General features: G+C 62.5%; 29 protein-coding genes and 2 pseudogenes. 7 read left to right on the plus strand and 24 right to left on the minus strand.

Going from position 1 to position 25,492, the window contains the following annotated elements; genetic code table 11:
• Nucleotides 1-256 precede the first annotated feature (256 nt).
• Nucleotides 257-1,283 (plus strand): annotated as a pseudogene (locus NKI41_RS00640) (IS110 family RNA-guided transposase).
• A 294-nt stretch (nt 1,284-1,577) separates the two neighbouring features.
• Here the strand turns inward: NKI41_RS00640 and NKI41_RS00645 are convergent.
• The 11 genes from NKI41_RS00645 to NKI41_RS00695 all read right to left on the minus strand — a co-directional run bounded on the left by NKI41_RS00645 (nt 1,578) and on the right by NKI41_RS00695 (nt 11,738).
• Nucleotides 1,578-2,099: a ferritin-like domain-containing protein gene (locus NKI41_RS00645; protein ID WP_352472854.1), complete on the minus strand. Its 522-nt coding sequence runs from the start codon at nt 2,097-2,099 to the stop codon at nt 1,578-1,580.
• 526 nt (nt 2,100-2,625) lie between these two features.
• Nucleotides 2,626-3,039: a c-type cytochrome gene (locus NKI41_RS00650; RefSeq protein WP_352472855.1), complete on the minus strand. Its 414-nt coding sequence runs from the start codon at nt 3,037-3,039 to the stop codon at nt 2,626-2,628.
• On the minus strand, nt 3,020-3,904 hold the full coding sequence (locus NKI41_RS00655; RefSeq protein ID WP_352472856.1) for a cytochrome c oxidase assembly protein: 885 nt from the start codon (nt 3,902-3,904) through the stop codon (nt 3,020-3,022). The genes NKI41_RS00650 and NKI41_RS00655 overlap by 20 nt, the downstream gene beginning before the upstream one ends.
• Nucleotides 3,901-4,242 (minus strand): hypothetical protein, encoded by a 342-nt coding sequence (locus tag NKI41_RS00660; RefSeq protein ID WP_352472927.1) that lies wholly within the window; start codon nt 4,240-4,242, stop codon nt 3,901-3,903. Before NKI41_RS00660 ends, NKI41_RS00655 begins: the two co-directional genes overlap by 4 nt.
• 1 nt (nt 4,243) lies before the next feature.
• Nucleotides 4,244-4,849: a cytochrome c oxidase subunit 3 gene (locus NKI41_RS00665; protein ID WP_352472857.1), complete on the minus strand. Its 606-nt coding sequence runs from the start codon at nt 4,847-4,849 to the stop codon at nt 4,244-4,246.
• Nucleotides 4,846-6,822, minus strand: coding sequence for a cytochrome c oxidase subunit I (ctaD, locus tag NKI41_RS00670; protein ID WP_352472858.1), 1,977 nt, complete (start codon nt 6,820-6,822; stop codon nt 4,846-4,848). Before ctaD ends, NKI41_RS00665 begins: the two co-directional genes overlap by 4 nt.
• A complete protein-coding gene (gene coxB / locus NKI41_RS00675) occupies nt 6,819-7,793 on the minus strand; it encodes a cytochrome c oxidase subunit II (RefSeq protein ID WP_352472859.1) in 975 nt (324 codons plus the stop codon). Before coxB ends, ctaD begins: the two co-directional genes overlap by 4 nt.
• A gap of 38 nt (nt 7,794-7,831) precedes the next feature.
• Entirely contained in the window at nt 7,832-8,365 is a 534-nt protein-coding gene (locus NKI41_RS00680; RefSeq protein WP_352472860.1) for a c-type cytochrome, read from the minus strand.
• A 1-nt stretch (nt 8,366) separates the two neighbouring features.
• Nucleotides 8,367-9,230: a substrate-binding domain-containing protein gene (locus NKI41_RS00685; protein WP_352472861.1), complete on the minus strand. Its 864-nt coding sequence runs from the start codon at nt 9,228-9,230 to the stop codon at nt 8,367-8,369.
• Nucleotides 9,211-11,013, minus strand: coding sequence for a methanol/ethanol family PQQ-dependent dehydrogenase (locus NKI41_RS00690; RefSeq protein WP_352680941.1), 1,803 nt, complete (start codon nt 11,011-11,013; stop codon nt 9,211-9,213). The genes NKI41_RS00685 and NKI41_RS00690 overlap by 20 nt, the downstream gene beginning before the upstream one ends.
• A 59-nt stretch (nt 11,014-11,072) precedes the next feature.
• A complete protein-coding gene (locus tag NKI41_RS00695; protein WP_352472863.1) occupies nt 11,073-11,738 on the minus strand; it encodes a GlcG/HbpS family heme-binding protein in 666 nt (221 codons plus the stop codon).
• 310 nt (nt 11,739-12,048) lie between these two features.
• On the opposite strand from NKI41_RS00695, the gene NKI41_RS00700 reads away from it, so the two are divergent.
• The 4 genes from NKI41_RS00700 (at nt 12,049) to NKI41_RS00715 (ending at nt 14,375) form a co-directional block, all read left to right on the plus strand.
• Entirely contained in the window at nt 12,049-12,879 is an 831-nt protein-coding gene (locus NKI41_RS00700; protein ID WP_352472864.1) for an SIR2 family NAD-dependent protein deacylase, read from the plus strand.
• Between the two features lie 118 nt (nt 12,880-12,997).
• A complete protein-coding gene (locus NKI41_RS00705) occupies nt 12,998-13,156 on the plus strand; it encodes a hypothetical protein (RefSeq protein WP_352472865.1) in 159 nt (52 codons plus the stop codon).
• Between the two features lie 4 nt (nt 13,157-13,160).
• The gene (locus NKI41_RS00710; RefSeq protein WP_352472866.1) at nt 13,161-13,793 is read left to right on the plus strand and encodes a LysE family translocator; all 633 of its coding nucleotides are present in this window, start codon (nt 13,161-13,163) and stop codon (nt 13,791-13,793) included.
• A gap of 84 nt (nt 13,794-13,877) precedes the next feature.
• Nucleotides 13,878-14,375 (plus strand): hypothetical protein, encoded by a 498-nt coding sequence (locus tag NKI41_RS00715; RefSeq protein ID WP_352472867.1) that lies wholly within the window; start codon nt 13,878-13,880, stop codon nt 14,373-14,375.
• A 41-nt stretch (nt 14,376-14,416) separates the two neighbouring features.
• Here NKI41_RS00715 and NKI41_RS00720 read toward each other — a convergent pair whose 3' ends face one another.
• The 3 genes from NKI41_RS00720 to NKI41_RS00730 form a co-directional block, all read right to left on the minus strand.
• Nucleotides 14,417-14,716 carry a DUF982 domain-containing protein gene (locus tag NKI41_RS00720; RefSeq protein ID WP_352472868.1) on the minus strand — a complete coding sequence of 100 codons (300 nt, stop codon included), beginning with the start codon at nt 14,714-14,716 and terminating at the stop codon, nt 14,417-14,419.
• A gap of 69 nt (nt 14,717-14,785) precedes the next feature.
• Complete coding sequence (locus NKI41_RS00725; RefSeq protein WP_352472869.1) at nt 14,786-15,190, minus strand: DUF982 domain-containing protein; 405 nt, start codon at nt 15,188-15,190, stop codon at nt 14,786-14,788.
• A gap of 61 nt (nt 15,191-15,251) precedes the next feature.
• The gene (locus tag NKI41_RS00730; RefSeq protein WP_292657608.1) at nt 15,252-15,455 is read right to left on the minus strand and encodes a hypothetical protein; all 204 of its coding nucleotides are present in this window, start codon (nt 15,453-15,455) and stop codon (nt 15,252-15,254) included.
• 317 nt (nt 15,456-15,772) lie between these two features.
• On the opposite strand from NKI41_RS00730, the gene NKI41_RS00735 reads away from it, so the two are divergent.
• Both NKI41_RS00735 and NKI41_RS00740 read left to right on the plus strand, forming a co-directional pair.
• Complete coding sequence (locus NKI41_RS00735) at nt 15,773-16,336, plus strand: sigma-70 family RNA polymerase sigma factor (RefSeq protein WP_352488584.1); 564 nt, start codon at nt 15,773-15,775, stop codon at nt 16,334-16,336.
• Between the two features lie 50 nt (nt 16,337-16,386).
• On the plus strand, nt 16,387-16,515 hold the full coding sequence (locus NKI41_RS00740; RefSeq protein ID WP_352451525.1) for a hypothetical protein: 129 nt from the start codon (nt 16,387-16,389) through the stop codon (nt 16,513-16,515).
• 188 nt (nt 16,516-16,703) lie between these two features.
• Here NKI41_RS00740 and NKI41_RS00745 read toward each other — a convergent pair whose 3' ends face one another.
• From NKI41_RS00745 to NKI41_RS00790, 10 genes and pseudogenes are all read right to left on the minus strand, one after another.
• Complete coding sequence (locus NKI41_RS00745; protein ID WP_023676213.1) at nt 16,704-16,922, minus strand: hypothetical protein; 219 nt, start codon at nt 16,920-16,922, stop codon at nt 16,704-16,706.
• A 225-nt stretch (nt 16,923-17,147) separates the two neighbouring features.
• Nucleotides 17,148-17,912: pseudogene (locus NKI41_RS00750) on the minus strand (class I SAM-dependent methyltransferase); the annotation flags it as partial.
• Nucleotides 17,909-18,898 (minus strand): GNAT family N-acetyltransferase, encoded by a 990-nt coding sequence (locus NKI41_RS00755; RefSeq protein ID WP_352472870.1) that lies wholly within the window; start codon nt 18,896-18,898, stop codon nt 17,909-17,911. The pseudogene NKI41_RS00750 and the gene NKI41_RS00755, both read right to left, overlap by 4 nt.
• Before the next feature lie 7 nt (nt 18,899-18,905).
• Nucleotides 18,906-19,970, minus strand: a complete 1,065-nt coding sequence (locus NKI41_RS00760) for a glycosyltransferase family 4 protein (RefSeq protein WP_352472871.1) — start codon at nt 19,968-19,970, stop codon at nt 18,906-18,908.
• Nucleotides 19,971-19,990: 20 nt separating this feature from the next.
• The gene (locus NKI41_RS00765; protein WP_352542039.1) at nt 19,991-20,923 is read right to left on the minus strand and encodes a glycoside hydrolase 5 family protein; all 933 of its coding nucleotides are present in this window, start codon (nt 20,921-20,923) and stop codon (nt 19,991-19,993) included.
• Nucleotides 20,916-21,677, minus strand: a complete 762-nt coding sequence (locus tag NKI41_RS00770) for a TIGR04290 family methyltransferase (protein WP_352472873.1) — start codon at nt 21,675-21,677, stop codon at nt 20,916-20,918. Before NKI41_RS00770 ends, NKI41_RS00765 begins: the two co-directional genes overlap by 8 nt.
• 2 nt (nt 21,678-21,679) lie before the next feature.
• Nucleotides 21,680-22,480 (minus strand): nucleotidyltransferase family protein, encoded by an 801-nt coding sequence (locus NKI41_RS00775; protein WP_352472874.1) that lies wholly within the window; start codon nt 22,478-22,480, stop codon nt 21,680-21,682.
• Entirely contained in the window at nt 22,480-23,583 is a 1,104-nt protein-coding gene (locus tag NKI41_RS00780; protein ID WP_352472875.1) for a CgeB family protein, read from the minus strand. Before NKI41_RS00780 ends, NKI41_RS00775 begins: the two co-directional genes overlap by 1 nt.
• A gap of 14 nt (nt 23,584-23,597) precedes the next feature.
• Complete coding sequence (locus NKI41_RS00785) at nt 23,598-24,194, minus strand: histidine phosphatase family protein (RefSeq protein ID WP_352472876.1); 597 nt, start codon at nt 24,192-24,194, stop codon at nt 23,598-23,600.
• Nucleotides 24,191-25,294 (minus strand): inositol-3-phosphate synthase, encoded by a 1,104-nt coding sequence (locus NKI41_RS00790; RefSeq protein ID WP_352472877.1) that lies wholly within the window; start codon nt 25,292-25,294, stop codon nt 24,191-24,193. The genes NKI41_RS00785 and NKI41_RS00790 overlap by 4 nt, the downstream gene beginning before the upstream one ends.
• Nucleotides 25,295-25,492 lie beyond the last annotated feature (198 nt).

The following is a 25,492-nucleotide window of genomic DNA, read 5'->3' on the forward strand; positions in this document are numbered from 1 at the left end:
AAGTCATTAGCCGAGGCGCTCCGGTCCGTTCCGATTCTTCGCTCTGAATCCGTTCGGTTCGTCGGGCTGCATGAAGCGTGTCTGGCCAACGGGCCTCAGCAGCACTGTCCATTCTGAAAAAAAACAACCACATGGGGTAATCGCGGGAGCGACGCGCCCTGGAACCGATCATAGCCTTGGAGGGTGGCTGTTCCCCGATAAGATGAAATACGGGCTCACGACTGGACGCCGGGCCCAGCATCAACGGAGAACAGCCATGGAAGAACATATCGGTCTCGACGTGTCGATGAAAGAGACGGCGGTGTCGATCCGCCGTGAAGGCGAACGGATCTGGCGCGGGAAGTGCGCATCTGATCCCAGGATCATTGCCGAGCTTGTCCGCAAGCGGGCGCCGGCCGCAAAGCGCGTCGTGTTCGAAACCGGCCCGCTGTCAGTTTGGTTCTATCATGCGCTGCGCGCCGAGGGATTGCCAGCCATCTGCATCGATGCGCGCCATGCCAAAGCCGCTCTCGATATGGCGGCGAACAAGACGGATGCGAATGACGCCGATGGTTTGGCGCGTCTTGCTGAAGCAGGATTCTTTCGCGAGGTGCGCGTGAAAGGCTTCGACAGTATGTTGACCCGCACGCTCGTGGCAGCATGCACTCGGCTGGTCCGGATCACCGTCGAGCTTTCCAACCAGATCCGAGGGATCATGAAAACGTTCGGCTTGCTCGTTCCCGCCGGTAAGGGAACTACATTCGAAAAGAATGTCCGGAGCCTTCTTATCGATCAGAGCGAGCTTGCTCCTGTCGTCCTACCGATGTTGGAAGCCTGGTGCAGCATTCGCATCCGTGCCGCCGAGCTTGGGCGCCAGCTTGTCGCAGATGCACGTCAAAGCCAAGCATGCCGCATACTCATGTCGATCCCCGGCATCGGCGCCATTACCGCAACCTCTTTCGCCACGGCCATTGAAGATCCGGGCAACTTCAAGAAGTCCCGCTCTGTTGCCGCTTGGATCGGCCTGACAACTCGCCGCTACCAATCGGGAGAAGTCGATTATGACGGCCATATATCCCGACGCGGCGATCGACATTTGCGGGGACTTCTCTATGAGGCTGCGGCGGTCATCCTGACACGCAGCTCGATCGACAGCAGCCTGCGCACGTGGGGCCTCAGGCTCCGGGAGAGGGTTTGGCTTCAAACGAGCTGCCGTGGCTGTGGCGCGCAAACTGGCGGTGATAATGCATTCGATGCTCAAGACCGGTGAGTTCTTTGATCGAAATGCAGGCGCCACAGCATGAAATCTTGCGAATAGCGTTCAGGATCTGAGCGCCTGAGACGTCCCTGCCGGGACGTGAGCCGAGCCATTCCGCTGATGGGATTGCACCGCTGTCTCAGCAAAGTGCGTCGTCCACATTGAAGGCTCGTCCGCGGAGCTCCATCATGCGGCGACTGATGTCGACCGCGAAGACAACCATGCACCCGGCAGCGTCGTCTCAACGCAATTACATGCTTGACGTCCCAGCGGCGATTAGACAACCCCGTCAATTCGACAGGGGTGGTTGCTAGGAATTCCTCTCGGCCCGCCGGGCGGCCTAACTCTTGGCGGTCTCTCCCGCCTCACGCAGCCTGGCGTATTGCAAGGTGACACCGCGCAGGTTCTGCCTCAACCAGTCGGCCATTTTCTCTTCTTCGCTGAGATTCTGCTGAAGGGAATTGGTTGCCTGACTAAACCCTCCGGCCTCGGCGAGTACGAGCAACGAGTTGTAAGCGGCGATCTCGTAATTTTCGAATGCAAAGTTGGCGAAGCTGTTCTTGAGGATTTCGTCGCCGGCTACGGAATGTCCCATCGCGGCCATGCTGCCGACCATCGACATGGCCGTGTCCTTCAATGTGGAATGGTCCTCACCGAGGCCATCCAGAATGGATTCCAGGCGGGCCATCTGCCCTTCGGTCTCCGTGATATGCTGCTGCAGGCGGTCGGCGACCTGCGGATAGTTCTCGATCCGCTTGACCTGAGGTTTCATGATCGACAGTGCCTGGTTCTCCATGGCGTGGGCGTTGCGCAGCCCGACAATGAAGATCGAGCGGGTTTCGGAATTGACATCAGTATCCATAGGATTTCCTCGCGGTTTGACGTGTAGAACCAAACCGTGGCTATGCCGATTTGTTCCTGGCGAGGTGTTGACTGTCGAGCTTTTACACCTAACCCTGCTCTTCAAGAAGTGCAGCATAAACAGCTCTCACAACCTGCGACAGTACGTCGAAAGCATAGCCGATATGCAAACGGTCGCACGGCGTATGGTAGTCTCGTTCCCCACCATATTGAGGGTAGGAATGTTGCCCACATCGGCGTGTTGCGGACGACGACGTCGGACCGGACTCGGCCCCCTCGCCAAAGAAGCTCATATCCGAGATGCCCGCGAAACAATCCGCACCAGCAGATTGCCCGGGCCATAGCGGGCGCTCGCGTCGGCCGCGATGTGCGACGCGACCGCGGGCAGCCTCGCCGATGCGGGCCGGTTCCGAAAGGTTCGTCGGCAAGCAAGGCATCGAGCCGAAGGCGGTGACGATTGCCGGTCCGGCAAACCGGCATCGGTAGACTGCCGGCAGTGTTTGATCTCGACTAGGCGAGCAACGATGTCATTTCAGCGAATAGAGGTAGGCAGCGACGTCCCGCGCCTCCTGATCGGAAATTCTGGTCGAAGGCATTGCCGTATGCGGATTGATCTCCCTTGCCGCACGGATCCAGCGGATCAGGTTCTCCGGCCTATTGCGCAAGACGCCGCCGACATAGACCCGGGTGGCCAGGCTTGCGTCGAGGCGTGGACCGACTAACCCTTGCGCGCCGGGAACGCCGGTGATGGTGTGGCAACCGGCGCAGCCATTGGCCATCATGATCGGAATGGCGCGGGCGCCGACGCCGCCGGTCGCATTGTCGGCCTTCTGCTCGACCCGACGGCTTTGCTCGAAGTACAACAAAATCCCGGCCAGGGCTGCAACGAGCACGACAATAACCGCAGCGCCGATTACGGCTTTAGACAGCGTGAAGCGCATGCGACGCCTCCCGGTCCTTTCGGCTGCTCGAGCGGATCCACAGGCCGGCCAGCAGCAACGCCGCGCCGCCATAGATCAGGCCGGCCGGAACCCACATGACCAGACCGGCGAGTTGCTGGTCCTCGAGCGGGCTAAGATTCCATAGGTCTGCGCCTGCGCCATTTTCCGGATACCACAGCCTTGGCGAGACCAGGAGCAGCACTCCGAGCAGGCCAGTGTGCAGCGACGTGAAGAAGAGGTGCATGACTGCGCTGCCACAGGCTTGTTCGCGGCCTGAACGCGGCAGCAGGACCCACCAGAACAGCAGGCCGGAACCGAAGAAGCTGGCATGTTGCGCGTAATGCAGGACACCCTGTGCAAGCGCCGCCTCGAACAGCGCCGGAATATGCCATGCCCATATGGCGACGCCGTGCAGGACGGTGGCCGTTACAGGGCGGCTGATGGTGGCCCAAACCGCCTGCAGCATCTTCGCGTGCCCGGCTGCGCCAAATGCCAGCCGCAGCTTGATCGGCAATGCCCACATCATCGCCGCCGCCGGCCGGGAGGCGACCAGCAGGGGTGCCGCCACCGCCATCAACAGTTCGTGCTCGATCATGTGGGCGGTGAAGACCCGCTCACCCAATGCATGGAGCGGACTGACCAGTGCTGCCGCCAAAATGGCCCAGCCGGTCGCAAACAGCAGGGCTTGCCGCAACCGCAACGGGCGGCTGCGGGCACTCCGCCGCCACAGCCGAAAGGCGCCTGCCGCGTAAAGCAGTGCGACCATGGTTAGCGGCAGCGTGATCGGCAACGCCAGCGTCCAGCCGGCCTGCGCGGCGCCGGCACCGTAGCAGATCGTGGTAGAGAAGAGCGCGTCGAAGCTCATCGCAGGCAGCCGTCAAGAATGAGCGAGGCGGCGCCTTGCATGACAATTACCAGCGCAAACAGCACCGCGCTGAGAATGCCGATATTGGCGACGAAATCCTCGGTGCCGCGCGTACGATCCGGTTTAAAGGCGGCGCCACCTTGCTGGCGCGCCCGCCACGAAAGCACGCCGCCGAGCAGGGCCAGCACTGTCAGCACCAGCGCAATGACCAGTATGAGGGGAACGCCGTGGGCGCACTGCCACTCCACGAACGCATAGTTCAGCTGCGTCGACACCGCCCAGGCCAAAGGCCCGGACAACAGCCCGCCCCATGATGTGCCCAAGCGAAGCGCACGCATCTCAGTCAAGCCTCGGCATCCAGTAGATCAACAGATAGATCGGGATCCAAGTCGCGACCACGAAATCCCAGTAGAAGACGTTGTCGCCAACGTCCCCGAAACGCCGGCCGTTATAGCCATGGCGCGTGAACATCAGGACCGTCAGCACCAGCGTGTCGCCGACGTCGGTAATCAGATGCGTTGTGTGGAGGCCGAGCAGGACCCACAGCATTGAGCCGTACGCATTGGTATCCCAATAGATGTTGAGGGCCGGAAATTCGAACCACCGCACGACAAGCGGTGCGATACCGAGCAGCGACATGACGATCAGGCCGATGCGCACGGGCACCATGGCACAGGCTTCGGCATAGCGGTTCAGTATGTGGTTGGGCACCACGCTGGCGAGCAGCAACAGCGTGACGATGGTGCCTGGCCAATGGTTGGGCGGCGGCACGCCCAGCGGCCATTCTGGCGACAGATAGGCAAGGTAAAGATAGGCGCCTGCGGCGAGCGCGAACCCAGTGCCCTCCAGCGCCATGAAGGCGAGAGTGCCCCACCAGGTCGGGCTGCGTGGTCCGAGCCCGAAGGTCGGGAGTTGGGAAAGATCGGCGGTAGGGCGCTGTTTCATTCCTCATCCTCCGGGTCGCCTTTCGGCCAGAACCAGCCGATCAGAGTGATGGCGATCGGCCCGGCTCCCCAGACCACCGCCCACGGGCTGAAGATCGAATAGAGAAAGGTGGCGCCGACGGCGAGCGCGGCGAACAATGGCCAGATCGACGGTGTCGCCGACTTCTCGCGCACATCTGGATGCGCCTCTGCCACGGTCGATATGACAAGTTCGCGCGCGTCGACGCGAAGCCCGGTCGCGACAGGCAGCGTGTCACGTTCGGCCCAGAGCGGCTCGGCGTGGGTAACCACCGGGATCCGAGCGAAATTATAGCTCGGCGGTGGAGAGCTCGTCGCCCATTCCAGCGTGCCAGCATTCCAGGGATTGTCCCCCGCCGGGGCGCCCCTCGAGGCGCTGTACACCAGGTTTATAGTGAACAGAACGAAGCTTAGGAACAGGATGACCGCGCCGGCTGTGATGAACAGGTTGATGTTGCCCCAGCCGAGTTCCACCGGATAGGTGTAGACCCGCCGCGGCATGCCCCACAGGCCGACAATGTGCATCGGAAAGAACGCCGCATTGAAGCCTAGGAAGGCAAGCCAGAAGTGCCAGCGTCCGAGACGTTCGCTCATCATCCGGCCGGTGATCTTGGGGAACCAGAAATAGGTCGCGCCGAGCAGCGGGAACACCGACCCGCCGATCAGCACGTAATGGAAATGCGCGACCACGAAATAGGTGTCGTGCACTTGCAGGTCCAATGGCACCGACGCCAGCATCACCCCAGTCAGGCCGCCCGCGACGAACGTGAAGAAGAAGCCGAACACAAACAGCAGCGGCGTCCGGATTATCGGGCGTCCGTCCCACAATGTCGCCAGCCAGCAGAAGATCTGCAGCCCGTTCGGGATGGCGATCAGCATGCTTGAGGCGGTGAAGAAGCTCGCGCCGAGCTTGGGCAGACCGGTTGCGAACATGTGGTGAACCCACAGGCCGAACGACAGAAAGCCGACCGCGATCAAGGCCAGTACCATGCCCAGATAGCCGAATACCGGACGCCGGGCGAAAGCGGCGATGATCGAGGACACCACGCCGGTAGCCGGCAGGAATATGATGTAGACTTCGGGGTGGCCGAAGAACCAGAACAGGTGCTGGAACAGCAAAACGTCGCCGCCCTCGGCGGGATTGAAGATATGGGTGCCGACCAGCCGGTCGAGGATCAGGAACGTCGACGTGATCATGACCGCCGGCATGGCGAACACGATTACGAAAGAGGTGACCAGCATCGCCCAGACGTAGAGCGGAATCTTATCGAGCGACATGCCCGGCGCACGCTGCTTCAGCACGGTTACGATGGTGGCGACCGCGACCGCCAGCGATGACACTTCGGTGTAAGTGATCATCTGCGCCCACACGTCGGAACGCTTGCCTGGCCCAAATTCAGGACCGGACAGCGGCACGTAGGAGAACCAGCCGACGTCGGGCGCCATGTCGAGTGCAAACGACACCCAAGCGAAGAGGCCACCGGAGAGATAAATCCAGAAGCTGAATGCATTGAGGCGCGGAAAGGCGATATTGCGGGTGCCGACCATCAGTGGCACGAGGTAGATGCCGGTCGCCTGAACGATCGGCACTGCAAACAGGAACATCATGGTCACGCCATGCATGGTGAACAGCTGGTTGTAGCGGTCGGGCCCGATCAGCCCACGCTCCGGCCCCGACAGTTGGATGCGCATGGCAACGGCGCTGAGGCCACCGAGGCACAGGAAGACGAAAGCGGTGATCAGGTAGCGCCGCGCGACAATTTTGTGGTCGACGCTCGAGAGCGCACCGATGATGCCTGGCGCCGTCTGCCATGTCCGCGCCAACCAGCCGTCAAGGCTGGCGTCGTCGAGGCCGGTATCACGAGGACCGTCGCGCTCGGGAGCTAGGTCACCCTTTTGTGCTGCGGCGCGTTGCTGGGCGAGGTCACGCCCATGGGCCAGGTCGGCGCTACTCATTTCAAGCCCTCGAGATAGGCTACGATTGCATTCAGCTCGTCCCCGTTCAGTCCCACCACGGGCATGTGGGCACCTGGCTTGATCCCTTGCGGATCGGCTATCCAGGCTGCGAGATTGCCCCGGCTCATCGCCAGCGTTCCGGCAGCGAGCGTCCGCCGGCTTGCGATATGTGTAAGGTCGGGAGCGACCGTACCGCCGGCGATGGTGCCGCCGATCTTGTGGCACATCACGCATGGCCGTTTGAGGAACAGGTCGTGGCCGGTTTTGGCCTCGGCCGACACGGGGGCGGCCGCCGGCCGCAGCTGATCGTTCAGCCAGGCGTCGAATACAGGCCGAGGTTCGGCGATGATGAAGGTGCTCATATTGGCATGCTGCGCGCCACAGAACTCGGCGCACTGGCCGCGATAGACGCCGGGTTTGTCCGCCTTCAGATCGAGAACGTTCTCGTGGCCTGGAATGAGGTCCAGCTTGCCCGAGAGGTTCGGGACCCAGAAGGAATGGATGACGTCGGTCGAGGTCACTACAAGCCGCACCGGCTCGCCCGCCGGGATGTGGATTTCATTGGCGGTCGTCAGGATGCGGTTCGGCTGATCATTTTCGTAGCGCACCTCCCACCACCATTGATGTCCGGTCACCCGGATCGTCAGCGCCGCATCCGAGCCGATAGCAGCGAGCGTCCGGTTGGCGAAGTAGCTCAGCAGGGTCAGGCCTACCAGGATCAGGGCGGTAGCGGCGAGTGCGGCGACGACAATTCGCATCTTGCTGCGCTCGGCGGCAGCGTCGAGTACAAGTGGATCGCCGAGCGGCGCCGCGCGCCGGGCCAATGGCATGATCAGCACAGCCAGCACTAGAAGCCAGACCACCGTGCACAGCGCGGTGAAGAACCAGATCAGCCACGCAAGCTCACCCGCGGCCGAGCCTTTTGGGTCGAGCGCCGATTGCCAGCCGCTGCATCCTGCAAGGAGCAGCATGAAGGCTGCGCCGCAGCACACCCTGCAAACAAGGCGGTTCACGGCGACTTCCCCAGAGTCGCGGCATCCGGCAGGCGATTTTCGGATGGATGGGGCATCATGTCGTCGTCGCGGCTCGGCGCAGCGGATTTTGGCGCGTTGCCGCTCAACGCGCGGACGAAGGCGGCAAGCTCCCAGATCTGGTCGTCCGGGATCTTGTCGCGGAAGCTCGGCATGCCGTTTGGCCGACCGTCCCTGATCGTGGCGTGGATGCTTTCGATCGAGCTGCCATAGAGCCACTTCTTGTCCATAAGGGCCGGGCCCATGCCGCCACCGCCATTGGCATGGCAACCGGAACAGTTGAACCAGTTGAACAGACGCTTGCCCTCGCTGAGGTGGAAGGCGTTGGCCTCGAACACGCCGGCCTTGGTATCGGACGAGGCCGGCCGTTGGCCGCCCGGCTCGAGGGCCGTCACGGCTGCCGGTTGGTCGCCCGAGCCGAGCGCCGACTGTGGACGCGTGTCGCGTTCCTCACGCTGGCACCCGGAAACCGCGAGGATCGCGAACACCAGCAAGGGAAGACCGCGCTTCATTTCAAGGCGCTCCGACAGGATCGAGGCGGGGCACCTGGTAGGCCGCCAGGATCGCGTCGATCTCGTCGCGGTGTCTGGTCAGGGCGGCGTTCACCTCGTTGCGCAGCGTATCGTCGCCACGGCGCACGCCCATCGAGATGTCGTAGATCATCGGCAGTTGCGGGCCGTCCACGCGCGGCGAAACCGGCGTGATCCGCAGCGCCACCTTCTGCTTGGATGCGAAGTAGCCGGCCAACGGTCCCCAGACGACGGCCATGTCGATGTCGCCATTCGCGACCGCCTCAATAATGCGCGCTGGCGGGTTCGGCGCCGAATAGTCGCCATAGACGGGGAAACCGATGAGATGGCCGACGATGCCGCGGCGGCCAAGCGCCTGGACGGGCGGCGAGTTGGCGCCGTCGTCGCCGATCAGTTGGACGCCGATGTGCAGATCGCGCAGGCGAGGATCGTTGAAGGACGTGATTTCTGGCACATCCTTGCGTGTCACGAACACATAGGAAGACCGGTAGTAGGGCGCGGTCGTGCGCAGCATCTCGAGATTGACGGGCGTGCCGGGCACCAGATCGCACAAGCCGGCTTTCAGCGTGTTGCGGACGAAGCCGCGCCGCTGTGCCCACCACGTGTAGGACACCGTCGCACCAAGCTCCCCGGCGACGAGTTCGGCAATCTTGTTTTCAAAGCCTTCCCTGGCGGCATTGGAGAACGGCATGTTGTTGGGATCGGCGCAGATCCTCAGCTCGCGCGCATCGGCAAGGGTGGCGACAAGCGAGAGCGCCAGTGCGCCAACCGCGACGGCTAACCGCCGCGAACGCGTTCTCCGTGGCCGCGCAACTCGGCCGATCGTCTCAAGGCAGCCGGAACACATACAGCGTACCTCCCGGCGTGGTTACATCCTTCAGATCTTTCATGACGTTGACGAAGCCGAGCGCGGCGGTGGCGTCGCGCGGATCGAGATCGCCGGATACGATCGCGCCGGCCCAGCCGCCGACACCCGAAAGGATCGCAACATATTGGTGCCCGTCCGGGCCGCGATAGGTGATCGGCTGGCCGATGATGCCGGACGACGTTTTGAACTGCCACAGCAGTTCGCCGGTCCTGGCGCTGACCGCCTTGAACCAGCCTTCCATGGTGCCATAGAACACGACGTTGCCGGCGGTGGCGACGGCGCCGCTCCACACCGGAAAGTTCTCCTTCAGGCTCCACGCCGGCTTGGCGGCGGCGACATCCCAGGCGGTGAAAGCACCGCGATTGCCGCCCGGCCCGGGGATCATGCGCACGTTCATGCCGACGTAGGGCGTGCCGGCGATGTAATTCACCTCGACGCCCTCTTCGTCCATGCAGAGATTGTTGTGCGGGATGTAGAGCAGACCGGTCTTGGGCGAGAATGCCGAAGGCTGCCAGTCCTTGAGGCCGGACGCGGTCGGGCAGATGTCGCGCACGACCTTGCCGGTGCCGGTTTTTTTGTCCGGATTTACAATCAGCCGGCCGGTCTTGAGGTCGACGCCCTTGCTGGAATTGACCGGCCCGAACGGCACTGCCGACAGGACCTCGCCCGTGGTGCGATCCAACAGATAGACGTAGCCGTTGCGTTCCGGCCGCACCAGCACCTTGCGGGGCTTGCCCTGCCAGGTCATGTCGAGCAGCACCTGTTCGTTGATGCCGTCGTAGTCGTGCAGATCGTGCGGGGTCCATTGATAGAACCATTTGGCTGCGCCGGTGTCGGGATCGCGGGCAAAGATGCCGGCGGTCCATTTATTGTCGCCAGGCCGCAGATCCGGATTCCACGGACCGGGATTTCCGGTGCCATGGAAGATCAGGTTGAGGTCCGGGTCATAGGAGATCCAGCCCCACACATTGCCGCCGCCGATCTTCCAGGCGTCGGGCGGCCACGACGTCACGCCGAGATCCTTGCCCTTGTCCATGTCGTAATGCGGGTTGAAATCCGGGCCGATCAGCACCTCGGTGTCCGGGCCGGTGTTGTAGGCCGTCCAGACGACGTGGCCGTCGCCGGCGTCGAGCGCCTTGATCCAGCCGCGTACGCCCATTTCGCCGCCGGAATTGCCGACCAGCACCTTCCCCTTTACCACCAGCGGCGCCATCGTGATGGTCTCGCCGACATTGATGTTGCCGATATGGGTGTTCCAGACCGGTTTGCCGGTGGCCGCATCCACGGCGATGGTGTGGCCGTCGAGCGTGTTGAAATAGATGCGCCCGTTGAAGAAGGCCGCACCGCGGTTCACCACGTCGCAACAGGCAACGCCCTGGGCGGCAGGCTCCGGATTGGGCTCGAACTTCCACTTCATCGGCGCGCCGGGCTTGGTAAGGTCAAGCGCATAGAGGATGTTGGGAAACGGCGTCACTATGTACATCGTGTTGCCGACCACCAGGGGCGCAGCCTCCTGGCCCTTGTTGACGCCGGTCGAGAAGGTGAAGGCCACCTGCAGGGTCTTGACGTTGTCTTCGGTGATTTCCGCGAGATCGCTGTAGCGGGTCGAGGCGTAGTTCTTTGCCGGCATCGCCCACTGGCCGTCGTCGGGCGGAGCGGCTGCGGCCGGCGGATTTATCGCAGGGCTTGACGTTGACTGAGCAACCGCCGCGGTAATCAGCGCGAAGCCCGCCAGCAGCGTCCATCCCAGCATCGCAGCCATAGACCTTTTTCCCCCGTTGGCTGACACACTGGTTTGCACGGCCACCTGTCGCACTTTCTTCATTTGTGTATTGACCCGCCCACGCCGGCGCCGAGCTCCGCCGCCACGTCCGCCTCACTTCCGGCACACAATGGATGCCCCCAGCCGGAGGCGCTCTTGCCGCCGGGATCGAGGTCGTAAATGATGGCGTCCTTGCGGTCTGGGTTGATGCCGGCCGGCACCTTGTCCAGCCCCAGCGCGGCGCGCACGCGCCAGGCGACATTGTGGTCGGCACAAGAGGAATCGCCGCTTATGCCAAGCGCCCCGACGATCCCCTTGGCGTCGTAAAGAGCCAGGCCGCCGCCAAATGCGACGACACCGCCGATGGGCTTTCCCAGCAACGGATCGCTGGAGCTTCCAAATGTCGAAGGATCGCCGGCATAGGCTACCGCTGGATTGACCGGATTGGTGGCCTGCAGGCCGTATAGAGGACCGCCGGGCTGCACCGGCGCATAGAGGTTCGCGGTGGACAACGCCATCTGGGCGAGGCTGAGCCCGTTGGCGGTATTGGCTTTTTCGGCGGCGATCAGCCGGCTGCCGGGCCACTGGGCGTCGGCGGTAGGCCCGCTGAACGCGACGGCGCAGACCGTTCCGTCGCGAGCCACGACTGCGGCCCATTCATGAGTATCGAAGCCGCCATTGCCCGGGCCGCCGCTTGCTTTGACGTTGGCCTTGAGAGCGGCCAACAATTTGTCGTGGTCGGCCGGGCAAGGTGCTTGAGCCCAAGCTTTTTGCTGGACGGCGCAGATCGTAAGCAGGAACAGACATAATGCTACTGAGACAATCCGATTGCGATCCATCAGCTGCGCCGTGTTTGTTGAACACTCCCAACGCGTGACAGGCGCAGAAGTGCCAAATGGAATGAAATAAATATCGGATGGGGTGAGCTAAACTCGGCGGCGGGCGCTCGGGAGGCATTCAATCCGAAATCGGAGTTATTCTCCCGGTGGTCCGGGCTCGGCTGGAACGGAGCGGTATCTATTGCAGTTGTGTCGAATGCTGTCTGCAGTCGAGCAACTGGCCCAATCGGTGAAAGAGCGACGAGCGATCCTGTTCGTTGGAGCCGGGGTGTCGATGAGCGTCGGCTTGCCGTCTTGGCAAAAGCTCATCGAGCACATGCAAAACGAGCTCGGCCTTCACGAGGACATGATAGGCGCACCAGAGGCCAGCTATCAGGCCATTGCAGAATATTACCGGCTGAAGCAGGGGAGCCTCAGCCATTTGCGCAGTTGGATGGATCGCGAATGGAGCGTCTCGCGGGAAGAAGTGCAGCGATCGGCAATCCACAAGCTGATCGTATCGCTCGATTTTCCGATCATCTACACCACCAATTATGATCGCAACCTCGAGGTGGCCTTCGAGATCCATAGCCGCCCCTTTGTCAAAGTCGCCAATGCGAAGGACTTGCCAAAGGCCACCGGCGAGGTGACGCAGATCATCAAGTTCCACGGCGATTTCGACGACGATAAATCGTTGGTCCTGGCGGAGACCGACTATTTTGAACGGCTGTCGTTCGATTCGCCGCTCGATGTGAAATTTCGAGCCGACGCGCTAGGGCGCACCATCCTGTTCATCGGCTACAGCATGTCCGACATGAACATCCGTCTGCTGCTGCATCGGCTTTGGCAGACCTGGCGCAGGTCCGGTTACGAGAAGAACCGTCCGAAATCCTTCATCTTCATGTCGCAGCCGAGCATCGTCCAGGAGGCTGTTCTCGGCCGCTGGGGCATCGATATGCTGACCGAAGAGGCCGACGATCCTGAAGACGCGCTCCTCGCATTCCTGAACGAACTCAAGGACAGGGTCGGCCGGCCGGACGGCGCGTGAGAAAACCTGCGGAAACGAATTGGTCAGGCAGTGGGAACCGGCTGATCCGATGTGAGTTCGGGAGGACTAACATAGCCGGGACCGAGCCTTGGTGGGCGCACGCAAACACAAGCGAAGAATGTATGCCAAACACGACCTGTCGGCCGAGTTGGCCTATGAGATCGATTTTTTTGCCCGCAAGTGCGGCCTGACGAGGGACGAAGCGCTCAAGATGATGCGAGATGCCGGCCAGTTGAAGGACGGCGCAAAGGCATCTTGCGAAACCGGGGCGAAGTAGCGACGTGGATCCCGCTTCGTGGACGGCTTTTGTCGGAACGGTCATCCTGATGCAGATGCCGCCGGGGCCCGACAGTCTGCTGGTGATTGCGCGCGGCATCGGGCAGGGCCGTGATGTTGCCCTGTTCACCGTCCTGGGAATGACCCTCGGCGCCGGTATGGTCCAGCTGCCGCTGCTTGCCCTCGGCATATCGTCGCTGCTCCAGGCATCGCCGTTTGCCTTTGCCATGCTTCGATGGATGGGCGCAGCCTATCTGGTTTGGCTTGGATCGCGTCTGGTGCTGCTGCCGTCGGCCGGCGTCGCCGTCGAGGAGCCCCGCAGTGTCGGGGCGCTTGTGGCCGCACGCGAAGGAATGATCGCCAATCTGATAAATCCCTGGCCGATAACCTTCATGCTAGCTTTCCTTCCACAGTTCGTCGATCCCTCCCGCGGATCGGTCACGCTGCAATTGCTGCTGCTCGGTGGCACCCAGAAAATGACCGGTGTGTTGGTGCTGGGCACATATGCACTCGCATCCGGCACGCTCGGGACCTGGGTCATGAAACGCCCGAAGGTAAGGCTCTGGCAGCAGCGCGTGGCAGGCTGCTTCGTCGTCTGTCTCGGTATCCGCATGGCAGTCGGTGGCGCGCACCGCTGAGGATCAAGCGATGCACCGGCCACCGCCGATGGAACATCCGCCGACAATTTTCGTTGACCTGCTCCACAAGGCGAGAGGTCGAACATGTCGAAGTTCCAAGCCGCTACCCCGGAGCGTTTGCAGCAGCTCAGGCTTGAGGCGACGGCGCACTTTGCGCCACTCATACTGCGCGAGGCGCTGGTGCGTCTCTGCCGGGCCTGCGGAAACGATAATCTCGACCGGTTCGAGAAGACGATGGTCGACCAAATCGAGGCATCGCGTGACGAAAAAGCCGATTTCGACACGATGAAGGAATTTGCCATCGAACAGCTCTACGGCTGGATTCGAGAGGTAAAGTCTTCACCGGACATGAAGCAGCCACTGGAGAACGTAGATACCCGAAGGACCCCCGGCCGGTCTGAAGAGCCGCAAACGCTGGAAGACCAGTTGCAGGCGGGTCTGGAGGATTCTTTCCCGGCAAGCGACCCACCGGCTGTTGTGTCCACCGCGATTCCCGGCGGATCGAAGAAGCTGGTCGGAACCGACGAGGTCCTCAGGCAGCAGCGCGAGAAAAAGGCCGAGAACGCCAATCATTCGCGATAAACCAAGCTTTGGACGGAACTGCGGGAAAACAGCGTGCCGGTTCACCCGCTGTCCGACATGAAGGCTGTCAGGCCACGCGCGTCATGCGGCTCGCCTTCGACAAGAATGTTCGCCTCCCAAGCGGCGTCGACAAATGCTTGCCGCGCTTTGCCGGCCGTAATTTCACCGGTCCGGGCGCGATTCAATACATCAGCGGCCGCCAGCGCCAGCGGAGCATTGCGCGCCGGCCATTTCTCGCTTTTCAGGCAATGTACTGCTTCGAAAACGGAACTGACCAATCGCGATCGCCCAGGCTTGCCGAAATAGATGCAAACAGGGGTATCGAACTCTGTTCTCAGCACCGTATTCCTCCCGGTTCAAGCAAGGTGGCCGCTTCAAGCAAGGTGGCCGCTTCAAGCAAGGTGGCCGCTTCAAGCAAGCTGGGCGTCTTCAGGGTCTACACGGCCGTCCGATGGGCGTTTCGGCCAGACGTCGTGGGCCTTCGCAGCTGTTGTGGGGCGTGCTGGTATTTCGGCTGCGATATCGTAGGCCAGAATGCCCGCCTTGCGGGCGAACGTATCGAACGCCGCGCGCACCGTCTCGACGTCGACCTCGTCAGCCAGCCCGGCGCGACAGGCGTCGAACGCCGCCTTGTGCGCCGGACCGCGGCTCGGCCATTCGTTTAAGACGTCATAGGCCTGCCAGATATTCTCGACATGGCGAGGGAAACCAAGGCCGACGAGAATTGGAACGGGGCGGCCAAACGATTTTTTTGTCATCTGTGTCTCCGCGAAAGAGCCTGTCGCATCAACGTCCGGGGCGGACACGAGGCTCATGCTCTTTAACGCGGGATTGCTGCACGGGTTGCAGCAGGTTTGTTCGATCGTGCGCAGCCGGTCACTTGTTGGTCCGCATCTTTTGCCGGGGATTGATACCGCCTTGCGGCGTGGTGTCGTTCTCGACATCGCCTTCGAACGTATTGTTGCCCTGATCGAGCCGGTCGCCCTCCTTGATCGTGCCCCTGGAACTGCCGATGCCGGGATCGTTGGCAAGATCGCTATCGGCCGGCGTTTTGCCTTTGGCGTGCTTGTTTCCTGTCATGGACTCCTCCTGTTTCTTGAGGTGGCGGGCCGCCCTTGAGGTCGCAGCCAAGGCTCGCTGCGAGATCGCATTTCGACGCGCCAAATGTCGGCGCGCGAATTTGTCGGACGACCTTGATTTTGAACTCCGCGATCCCGATGGTTGTTCCGTCAAAAATATCGCCGTCGGCCGGGATTGCTCAGCCAAGTCCTCTCCGGTTTCTGGAGCCGGGTGCTTTCGCCAACCGGAACGATCTTTCGCCCAATGCATTTAACTGGTCTGCGCTCACGAACTCATTCTGGACGGGAGCTGGACCATTGCCACCTGCAGCCTACGCCTTGGCGACTCGCGAAACCGAAGAAGTTTCCATCGTCGACCTCATACCCGCTTTGAGGGCTTTCGCCCGCACCTTCTGCCGCACCCCCGATGATGCCGACGACCTGGTCCAGGAGACGCTGACCAAGGGCTTGGCCAACATTGACAAATTCGAAGCTGGAACGCGCATGAAGTCATGGCTCTTTACGATCATGCGCAACACCTACTACACGCGTGTCAGGGCCGCGGTGAGGGAAGCGCCCGGCCTGCTCGACTGCGCATCGCTGCGGCCGATCTCGGAAGCGACGCAGGAATGGTCCGTGCAGGGCAAGGAGGTCCACCAGGCCATCCAGAGCCTTCCTGAGCACCAGCGCGAGGTTCTGATGTTGATAGGCGTTCTGGGCGTCAGCTATGAGGAAACGGCCGAAATATGCGGTTGCGCGGTGGGAACCGTGAAGAGCCGGCTCAACAGGGCACGCGCCGGCGTGCTGGAATACCTTGGCGAAAGTTCCTCGCAAACCCTGATGGAAAGGCGCAGCTATCTGTCCGAAGGACAACTGGACTTCGAAGCCGAGAGGCGCCGCTAATACACGTCACGTTAGTTGCTGGTCTCGCGCAAGTGCCTTTCGACAAGCGCATGCTGCAACTCGATCGCAAGTTTGGTCAGCCGGTCAGGAACCCTTTCCTGCTCGATGGCCGCAAGCAAGGAAGCGATTTCCCGGTCTATCGTCAGATCGGCACGCGTGCTGACGGAATCTTCCCTTGAGCGAGACATCGCGCTCTCTTGGCAAATGTTGGTCCCTTCACCTCACTCTGGTGGCAACAGTGCGAGTTTGCAAGAATTTGCAGGGCGTCCATGCGACCGGCTTCGGTCCTTGCACAGCTTCGTCAGCGGTTGGGTTCTCGCGGTGTTTCAATTGCTCGCCGGCTGCAAGCCATATGCCGCCGCAACGATCAGTCTTCAGGCCGCCGATCCGCTGAATGATCCTGGTACTGCTCGGACTTGACCCGATTGCCGTCGAGCCCACGCTCCTTGGTGTGCTGCTTCTTGTCTCTGTTGGACAGAACGGCGTTCTCTCCGATCTTGTCCTTGGGAAGATCCGTCATCGCGCCAGCGCCAGCGCCTTTGCCGTGACTGCCGCGACCGATGTGCTTCTTGCTTCCGGACGCCATCTTGTCCTCCTTCATACCGTCGAATAGCGGCTTTTCCCGTTCGGCATCCGAACCAGCGTTGGGCCGCAATGTTCCGCCGGAAATCGTAAGCAGGAAGGCATCGCCGTCCCAGTGCCGGAACGGCTTTTCGCCGTCGACGAGGACTTGCATGCCATTTGCGTTGGCGAAGTTATGGACATCGGCGCGATCCAGCGCCGGCGAGCCGCGATATGAATAATTCAAAAGCGCGGCCATCCCCGGCCTCTTCAGCACGCGCGCGATTTCCACGAAATGTCGCTCCGCAAGGCCGGCCAGCACCAGATAGGGAAAGCTGTCGACGGCCAGCACGCGGTCGAAGCTTGCATCGCAAAAATCGGCAAGATCGAAACCGCGCGTAGGGCGGAATTCTACGTTGCCGAGCCCGGCGCATCGCCGGCGGGCGATCGAGATCATCGCTGGGGATATATCGCTGCCAACGATTCGGTGCGACAGAGCGGAGAGCGCCTGTTCGAACCGACCGATACCACAGCCGATATCCAGTATGTCGCGGCCGGTGCCGGTAAAGCCTCGCCTCTCCAGCCATGCAACGATCTCAGCCGTAGCGGCAGAGAGGTTTTCCTCATTGCCCAGCGATGACAGCTGGACGCTCGCCGCCGGGGAGATCGCCGCCGCCGCGTCAAACCCAGCCGCCAGCCGCTTGACGATCGCATCGTCGGTCTCGTCCTCGCCACGCTCGTGCCGAACGGCGCCACCTGTTTTGCGCAGCGTGGCGAAGATCTCGGGCCTGCGCCGAAGCAGGTCGGCAATCCGTTGCAGTTTTGCCGTGTTTCGCGGGTCAGCCGAGTGCGTGTTTTGCGCAATCTTCGCCAATTCTGCAGCATCGATTCCTGTCTCGAAACGGAGAGCCAGCCTGGCGATGACGGCTTCGACGCCGGCACCGTCTGCCATGCAATCCTCCAGCACCCGCCTTGCTGATATCGACCGCCGAGATTCTGGCTGGGTCGCGCTCATCGCCCTTTGCTCCGCGTCCAGATCTTGCGCATCGTCCACCGGTCGACGGCGCCCCAGCTGTACTTGTAGGCCTCTTGTCCGCGCAGAAAATCGAACTCTTCCGCGCCTTCGCAGATCGCCTGCCTTATCGCTTGGCCGATGAGCAGCGCGCCGGGACTTTCATCGGCATAGGCCGGATCGAAGCCACCGAGATAAGCGCAAGCGCGGCCACGATGATGGAACCCGTAATAGGCGCCCACGATCGCGTTACCGATCGTGACAAGCCAGCATCGGGCAAGCACCTGTGCGACCAGCTGCGGCAGCGCCTGACGGTGGAATGCTTCCACGCGGGAATCGGACAGAACGCCGTCGCCGTGTCCGGCCCAGCGCGCGCGGTGAAGGCGGATCAGGTGGTCGAGGAATATCTGCGGATCGGACAAAGCGGGTTCGATGGAGACACTGCCGCGTCTCGACGCGGCCCTGTGGGCGCGCCGCAATTGGCGCCTCCGCCGTGCCGGAACGCAGCCTTGAAGCGTCTGGTCGCCAGCGAGGGCGAGCACCGGGCAAGCGGCGTGACCGACGGGTTGGCACGATTCGAGCGCGGCATGCCTGATGGCAAGGCCGGCGCCGCCGGGAGGCAGATCCTGCAAGATCCACTGTGACCAGCCGACGGAAAGAACGGCGCCACCGATGACTGCGCCGACCGGTTCGGCCATCTCGGGAAGACAAAGGACATCCAGATAGTCGCTCAACGAAATGCCGAGCGGAAGCAATCGCGCGCCGGCGTCGTGGCGTTCCAGATAGAGTGGCGCCAGGCCGACCAGATCGTCGCCACGCCAGACGGCGACCGTCGCTAGCTCGCCGGGAGCAAATGTCCGCCACCATGGCAGCAACCATGCGGGAGACTGGAACGGCGTCGCCGAGGGACTGCGCGACCAAAGTTCCCACCAGTGCGGCTCGAGGGCTTCGAGGTCCGCCGGATCGTCGATGATCTCACTGCGGAGCATGTCCTGCTCACCTCGCCGTCGCGAGCTGCCCGCTGTCTGTGCCGAGCCGTGCCAGCGCCCGATAGGCGTCCATGTAGGAGGAAACCATGCGGTCGAGTGAAAAGCGCCGCCGCGCCTCGGCTCGGCAGGTCTCGGGGTCCAGGCTGGGTGCGGCAGCGATGGCTTCGGCCATCTCGTCGACATCCCCGACCAGATACCCGGTCTTGCCGTGCTCGACCACATCCGGCAGTGCGCCATTCGGGAAGGCCACCACGGGGGTGCCGCAGGCGAGCGCCTCCATTGCGACGAGCGAACTGGTCTCCGCGGCAAGGCTCGGGATGACTAGGCAGCGGGCTGTATTCAGCAGGCGCCGCTTGGCGACAAAGCCGAGCGGACCAAGGAAGCGGCGCCGGTCGTCCAGCCGGGGTTCGACCTCGTCGCGAAAATACGCTGTGTGCGTTTCATAGGGGTAGACCTTGCCACCGATGACCAGCGGCACGCTGGCCTTCTTGGCTGCGTCGAGCGCCAGATGGATGCCCTTTTCCGGGCAGACGCGGCTGAGCACGAGCGCAAAGTCGTGTTTGGCCTGCGGCTCGCTCAGCGCGTCGACGTCCACTCCGTTGGGAATCGGCCCAATCAGCCTGGCTCCCGGCGGCGCGGTTCTTTGCTGAGCCGCCGATACCGCATGCAGCCACAGATCCTCCCGCGCCGGATTGAGAGCGTCGGCCGGATACCAGTCGAGCGGCAAATGCAGGGTCACCAATGTCGGCCCGTCGCCCGGCAGATAGGCATCGAAATCGATACCGTGCAAATGGACCACCTCGATTGGCCAGCGAGCGCGCGCGGTGGCAATTGCGGCGCAATGAGCACGCTGCGCCCGGCGCTTGGCCGCTTCATCGAGCACGCCCGGTTCGGCCGGCGTCTCGATGAGGACACCCGCAGCGCTCGAGCCCTGGCAGCCGATCACGATCGAGCGGTGTCCGGCCTGTACGAGCGCCTGGTCGAGCATCGACAGCACCTGCTCGGCACCACCGACCGCATCCGGCCCGACCGGGGCGAGGGGATAGGCGACGTTGAGGATGGTGAGCGTCATGGCTGGAGGGCCGAAGCTCCTCACGCTGCGGAGGCGCGCAGCCTGCAGACCGAAGGGGCAGCGATGCTGCCGGCATATCGGCGCGTCATTGCCGCGCAGAAGTCGGCGAATTCCTCCGGCACCAGCGGCGGACTGCTGTGGTGCGGCATCATTCCGCGGTGTTCCGGCGTGAAGCAGAAAGTAACCGTCACGTCGAAGTCGGCCAAAGCCTCCATCTGCCGGTCGAACCAGTCAAGTGCGTTCGGCCTGAAGCTGTCGGCCCAGGAAAGCCCGGTACGCAGATTGGTGACGCCGAGGCGTTTCATCCAGGCAACGGCGTCGTCCAGCCGGTGATCTTCGAAATGGAACCACTGCACCAGTCCCATTGCCGGCGTGTGGTGAAGGAACTCCTCGAGCGCGGGCTTTGGCGTGCCGTCCTGGCGGAGCAGGCCCATGTAGAAATGGCGGTAGTAAGACGAGCCTTCCGCCTCGCGATGGCGTGTCGTCGCTTCCCACTCGCGCGGCAGGTCGTAGAGGCTGTACCATTGGATGCGCGGCGCGTTGCCGATCAGCAATTCCGCGGTCCGGCGCAGGCCCCAGACCTGTACCTCCTCGGCGCCGAAGGTCGATACGCCGACCTCGCTGACCCATACCGGAAGATCGGTGACAGCCGAAATCTCGCCGATCTTCTGCGGCCATTCGTGGATCTGCCAGAGGTTCCAGTCGAGCGGAAAGCCGTGCACGGCGACTGCGTCGACATGATCGAGCACGCCGAATTCCTTCATCCGTGTCATGAAGCCGGCATCGATCGGCGAGATGCCGCCAAGGACTTTGGTCAAGGCCGGATTCTCCAACGCGATCGCGTCGGCGGCCAGGATTGCCGTAGCGGCGAAGCGGCTCCAGTCGGGGTCGAGCTCGGGATCCCAGTGGGATTTGTTGTTGGGCTCGTTCCAGATCATCGCGGCTTCAATCATTTGTCGGTCCTTTCGACGGGTAGACGGCGCCGCCGCCGGCCGGCACGTCGCCGGTGCGGCAGAAATAGACCTCCTGCTCCGGTTGCAGCACGATCTCGAAGCCGGCGCTGCGCAGCATGGCTTCGGTGCAGGCGCGATTGGGAATCCACCAGTTGGTCGGGTCGTCGGCGTAACGATGCTCGATGAAATGTAGCTTTGGGAACTCCGGCCGGTCGAACAGGTCGTGGGTCCAGAAATGATAATTCTGCTCGAGCGCCGGCACGTTGGTGCTGCCGCGCTGCATCGACTGGAAGATCATCAGGTCCCGGGCGACGTGCTCCCGGATCAGATCGAGTGCGAGCAAGGGATGGCGCAAATGGTAGAGCACGCCCATGAACAGCACGATGTCGAACCGCTCATGCAGGGCGCCAACGTCGTAGACCGAGAGCTGCCGGAATTCGATGTCGCAGTCTGCTACCTCGGCGGCAAAGCGCGCCTGCGCCAGGTAAGCCTCATCGAAATCGATGCCAAGCACGCGGCCGGCGCCGCGGCGTTTCATCTCGATCGAATAGAAACCCGCATTGCAGCCTATGTCGAGCACCGCCTTGCCGGAAAGATCGGCGGGAATGGCGTCGGCGAATTTGCGCCATTTGATCAGCGGATAGTTGCCAAGGAAATGGTCGGGAGCGGTTTCGATGCCGGCCAGTTCCATATTGTGGAACCATGGGCCGAGCGCATCGATACGGCGGCGGATTTCGGCATCGGAATGCAGCATGGCTAGCCTCTTTCGCCTGCGAGGACAGGGACGTGCTGGTGGCTGGGCAGCGTAATGTCGACTTGATCGTCCCTGGTACCGGCGGCGCTTTCAAGCAGGCGAAGTGCGGTGCGGTAGCCGTTGAAGGTGCCGACGTCGACATAGGCGGTGCCAGCCTTGATGCCGCAGGCATCGCCTCCGGCGGCGAGATAGGCATTGACCAGCGTGCCGATATATTCGTCGCACCGGTCCCGTTCCCGCCACAGCGCGGCGAGCTGGTGAAGGGTGCGGCCGGGCATCTTGAACGCACCCCAGATCCAGTTCGATTGGGCATTCTGCTGCTTGACCTGGATTTGCTTCACCCGGCTGTCCTGGTCGACAACAACGGCGTCGAAGAACTCCGGCTGGTCCACCGGAAACAGCAGGAAGGACAGGCCGTCGTCCGGGAGGGCCAGGAAGCCGTCTTCGGGAAACCAGATCGTATCAGGCAACCCGACCAGAACGGTCTCATCGGCTGTGACGAGCGGTGCGGCACGGAAGATGGCGTCGCAAAGGCCGACCGGAGAGGGCTGCACCACAAACAGCGCAGTCGCGTCGGCATAGCCGGCAGAATAATATTCGAGGATATCCGACTTACCCGAGCCGATGACGAAGCAGATCTTGTCGGCCCCCGCGCGCACCATGCGGCGCACCAGGTATTCGCTGACCGCGCAAGGCCGTTCGGTGTTGCCGTCGATGCGGCTGCCGACCGGCAGAAGCTCCTTCGAAAAGCCGAGCGGCTGGATGCGGCTTCCCCGTCCGGCTGCGGGCACGATGCCCAACATCAAACTGCCTCCTTCAACGGCTCGCCATGCGTGGAGCCGTGCAGTGCATCGGACAGGATGCGGTCGAATTCCTTCGCGCGCCGTGCCGAGGTGTGTTCCTCCAGCACCCGCTCGCGCGCTCGACGGCGGATGGCGTCAAGCTCGGCGTCGGACAGGTCGAGCGCGGCGACCACGTCGTCGGTGCTGTTCGCCACGACGATCTCTTCGCCGGGCCGGAAAAAGGCCTCCAGTCCCGGCCATGTGTCGCTCACCATCGCGGCACCGCAAGCGGCGGCTTCGAACAGCCGGCCAGATGGGCACCAGCCCCTTTCTGCCATCGCCTCGCGGGTCACATTCAGAGTCAGCCGTGATGATGAAAAGAAGGCGGGGTGGTCGGCGGGCGGCAGGTGACGGACGAAGAAAATATTGTCGCTCCACGGGAATTCCTGCGGATATTGTGCGCCGCCAATGATGAAGCGGCGCTCCGGCAGGCGCGCAGCCGGACTGACCAGCAGCCTCTCGACCCCGGCCTGGCGGTCTGCCGCATAGGTCCCGAGATAGGAAAGGTCGCCGGCAAACTCCGGCCTGGGCGGAGCCGGCCGGTGTCGCTCTGGATCGACATGGCCGTAGAGCGGCATGACGTGGCGCGCACCCAGCATCGACCTCAATGCGTCGATCGCGGTTCCTCCCGTGTAGCTCAGCACGAGATCGAAATCGCGAAGCCCTTCCGGCCCGAAATAGGCCGGAGGCTCACCTTGTTCGATCCGCGCCAGCGTCACCGGCGTGTCCAGATCGTAGAACACCTTCAGTCCGCGGCAGGCCTGGTGGGCAAGGCGCGACGCGCTCACGGCATCGGGGCAATAGGAGGTGACGATGACGACATCGGCCTCACTCATCGCCTGCTCGGCAACGCTCTGGATGTCCTGCCAGTCCGGATAAAGGACAATGCTGCCGCCATCCAACTGATCGAGGTCGCGCGTCCCGGCATAATAGGGAGTGTTGCGTTCGAAGAAGGTGATGGACCAGCCCAGCCCGGCCATCGCCCGGATCAATCCGCGCCACAGTGTGGCGTGCCCATTGCCCCACGACGATGTCACGGTAAGACCGAAAATAGCCATACGCATCCGGCAATTCCTCGTCAGGCAGCTTCGTTGAGTCTGATCAGCTTCGACCCCCAGTCCCCCCAAACAACCGTGGTGATCGAGGCTGGGTCGATATCGAAGCGAAAGCAGTTCCCCAGCGACAGGCCGAGCACCTTGCACACGGCGGCCTTGATGACGTCGGCATGGCTGACCAGTGCGACGCCCTGGTTCTGGTAGGTGCCGCGGACCTGCTCGATCAATGAGACGACGCGTTGCTGCACGTCCAGCATGGTCTCGCCGCTCGGTGTTCTCGCCTGCTGACGCTGGTCGTTCCACACCCGCCAGTCGGCATCCTGGTTCAGCTCCTCGAAGGTCTTTCCCGACCAGGTGCCGAAGTCGATCTCATCGATCTCCTCGCGGATCGCGATTTCACCGGCATTGCAGGCGAGCGCGATCGGATTGGCAGTCTCCTGCGTGCGTTCGCGCGGGCTGCAGAAGATTGCCGCTATCGCCTCACGTGCCATGCGGTCTGCCAGATGCGAGGCCTGTGCCTTGCCGGCTTCGCCGAGGCAAACGCCGGCCATCCTTCCGGCAAGATAACAGCCGACATTGTCGTGCGCGGCGTGGCGCACCAGAAAGAACGTCGTCGTCATTCCGCGGCATCGAGCATCGGCTCGTCCTTGCCGGCGATAAAAGAGAGCGTGCGCTGGCGCGCTTCCGCGTCGGTGAACTGCTCGGGCGGCGATTTCATGAAATAGCTGCAGGGACCGGTCAGCGCGCCCGCGATACCGCGGTCGAGCGCCAGCTTGGCGCAACGCACCGCATCGATGACGACGCCGGCCGAATTGGGCGAATCCCACACTTCCAGCTTGAGCTCGGCATTGAGCGGTACGCCGCCGAAGGTCGTGCCTTCGACCCGGATATAGGCCCACTTGCGGTCGGTCAGCCACGGGACATGGTCGCTCGGCCCGACGTGAATGTTGCCGGGCTCCAGGGGAACGTCGATCTGGCTGGTGACGGATTGCGTCTTTGAGATCTTCTTCGATTCCAGCCGCTCGCGCTCCAGCATGTTGAGGAAGTCGGTGTTGCCGCCGAAATTGAGCTGGTAGGTGCGATCGATGCGCACGCCGCGCTCGCGGAACAGGTTGGCGAGCAGCCGGTGGACGATCGTCGCACCGACCTGGCTCTTGATGTCGTCGCCGATCAGCGGCAGGCCGTGCTGCTCGAAGCGCCGGCGCCACTCCGGCCGCGAGGCGATGAAGACGGGTATACAGTTGACCAAGGCACAGCCCGCCTCGAGCGCGCACTCGGCATAAAAGCGCGTTGCCTCCTCCGAACCGACAGGCAGATATGACACCAGGATTTCGGCGCCGCTTTCGGCGAGGATCTTGCTGATGTTGGCGACGGGTTCGTCGGCCTCCACGATCTCGTCACGCAGATATTTGCCGATGCCATCCAGCGTCGGTCCGCGTTCGACGCGGGCGCCGGTAGGCGCTACATTGGCAAAGCGGAAAGTATTGTTCGGCGCGCTGTAGATCGCGTCGGCCACATCGCGTCCGACCTTGCCCTTGGCGACGTCGAAAGCGCAGACCACTTCGATGTCCTTGACATGGTAGCCGCCAAGATCGGCATGCATCAGCCCGGGTATGGGCTCATTGCTTCTTGCGTCGCGGTAATAGGTGATGCCCTGAACAAGGGAGGAGGCGCAGTTGCCGACGCCGACTATTCCGATCCGAACTTTCTTCGATCCCACGAAACCGCTGCCTATGCTGTTGAAGGTAAGTTCTTCGTGCCAAACCGCCTGCCTCGCTGATTGTTCCTTGCCGGCTGCAAAAATCGTGCAACCGATGGTGGATCAAAGTAGCGCTCGCCGAGTTGTGCAGTGAGGCCAACCGGGACGGGACAATGATCGTCTATGGCGACCACAAGCGAATTGAGAGCGCGCGACATG

Source organism: Mesorhizobium sp. M0601 (genome assembly GCF_040320845.1).
Lineage (GTDB): Bacteria > Pseudomonadota > Alphaproteobacteria > Rhizobiales > Rhizobiaceae > Mesorhizobium.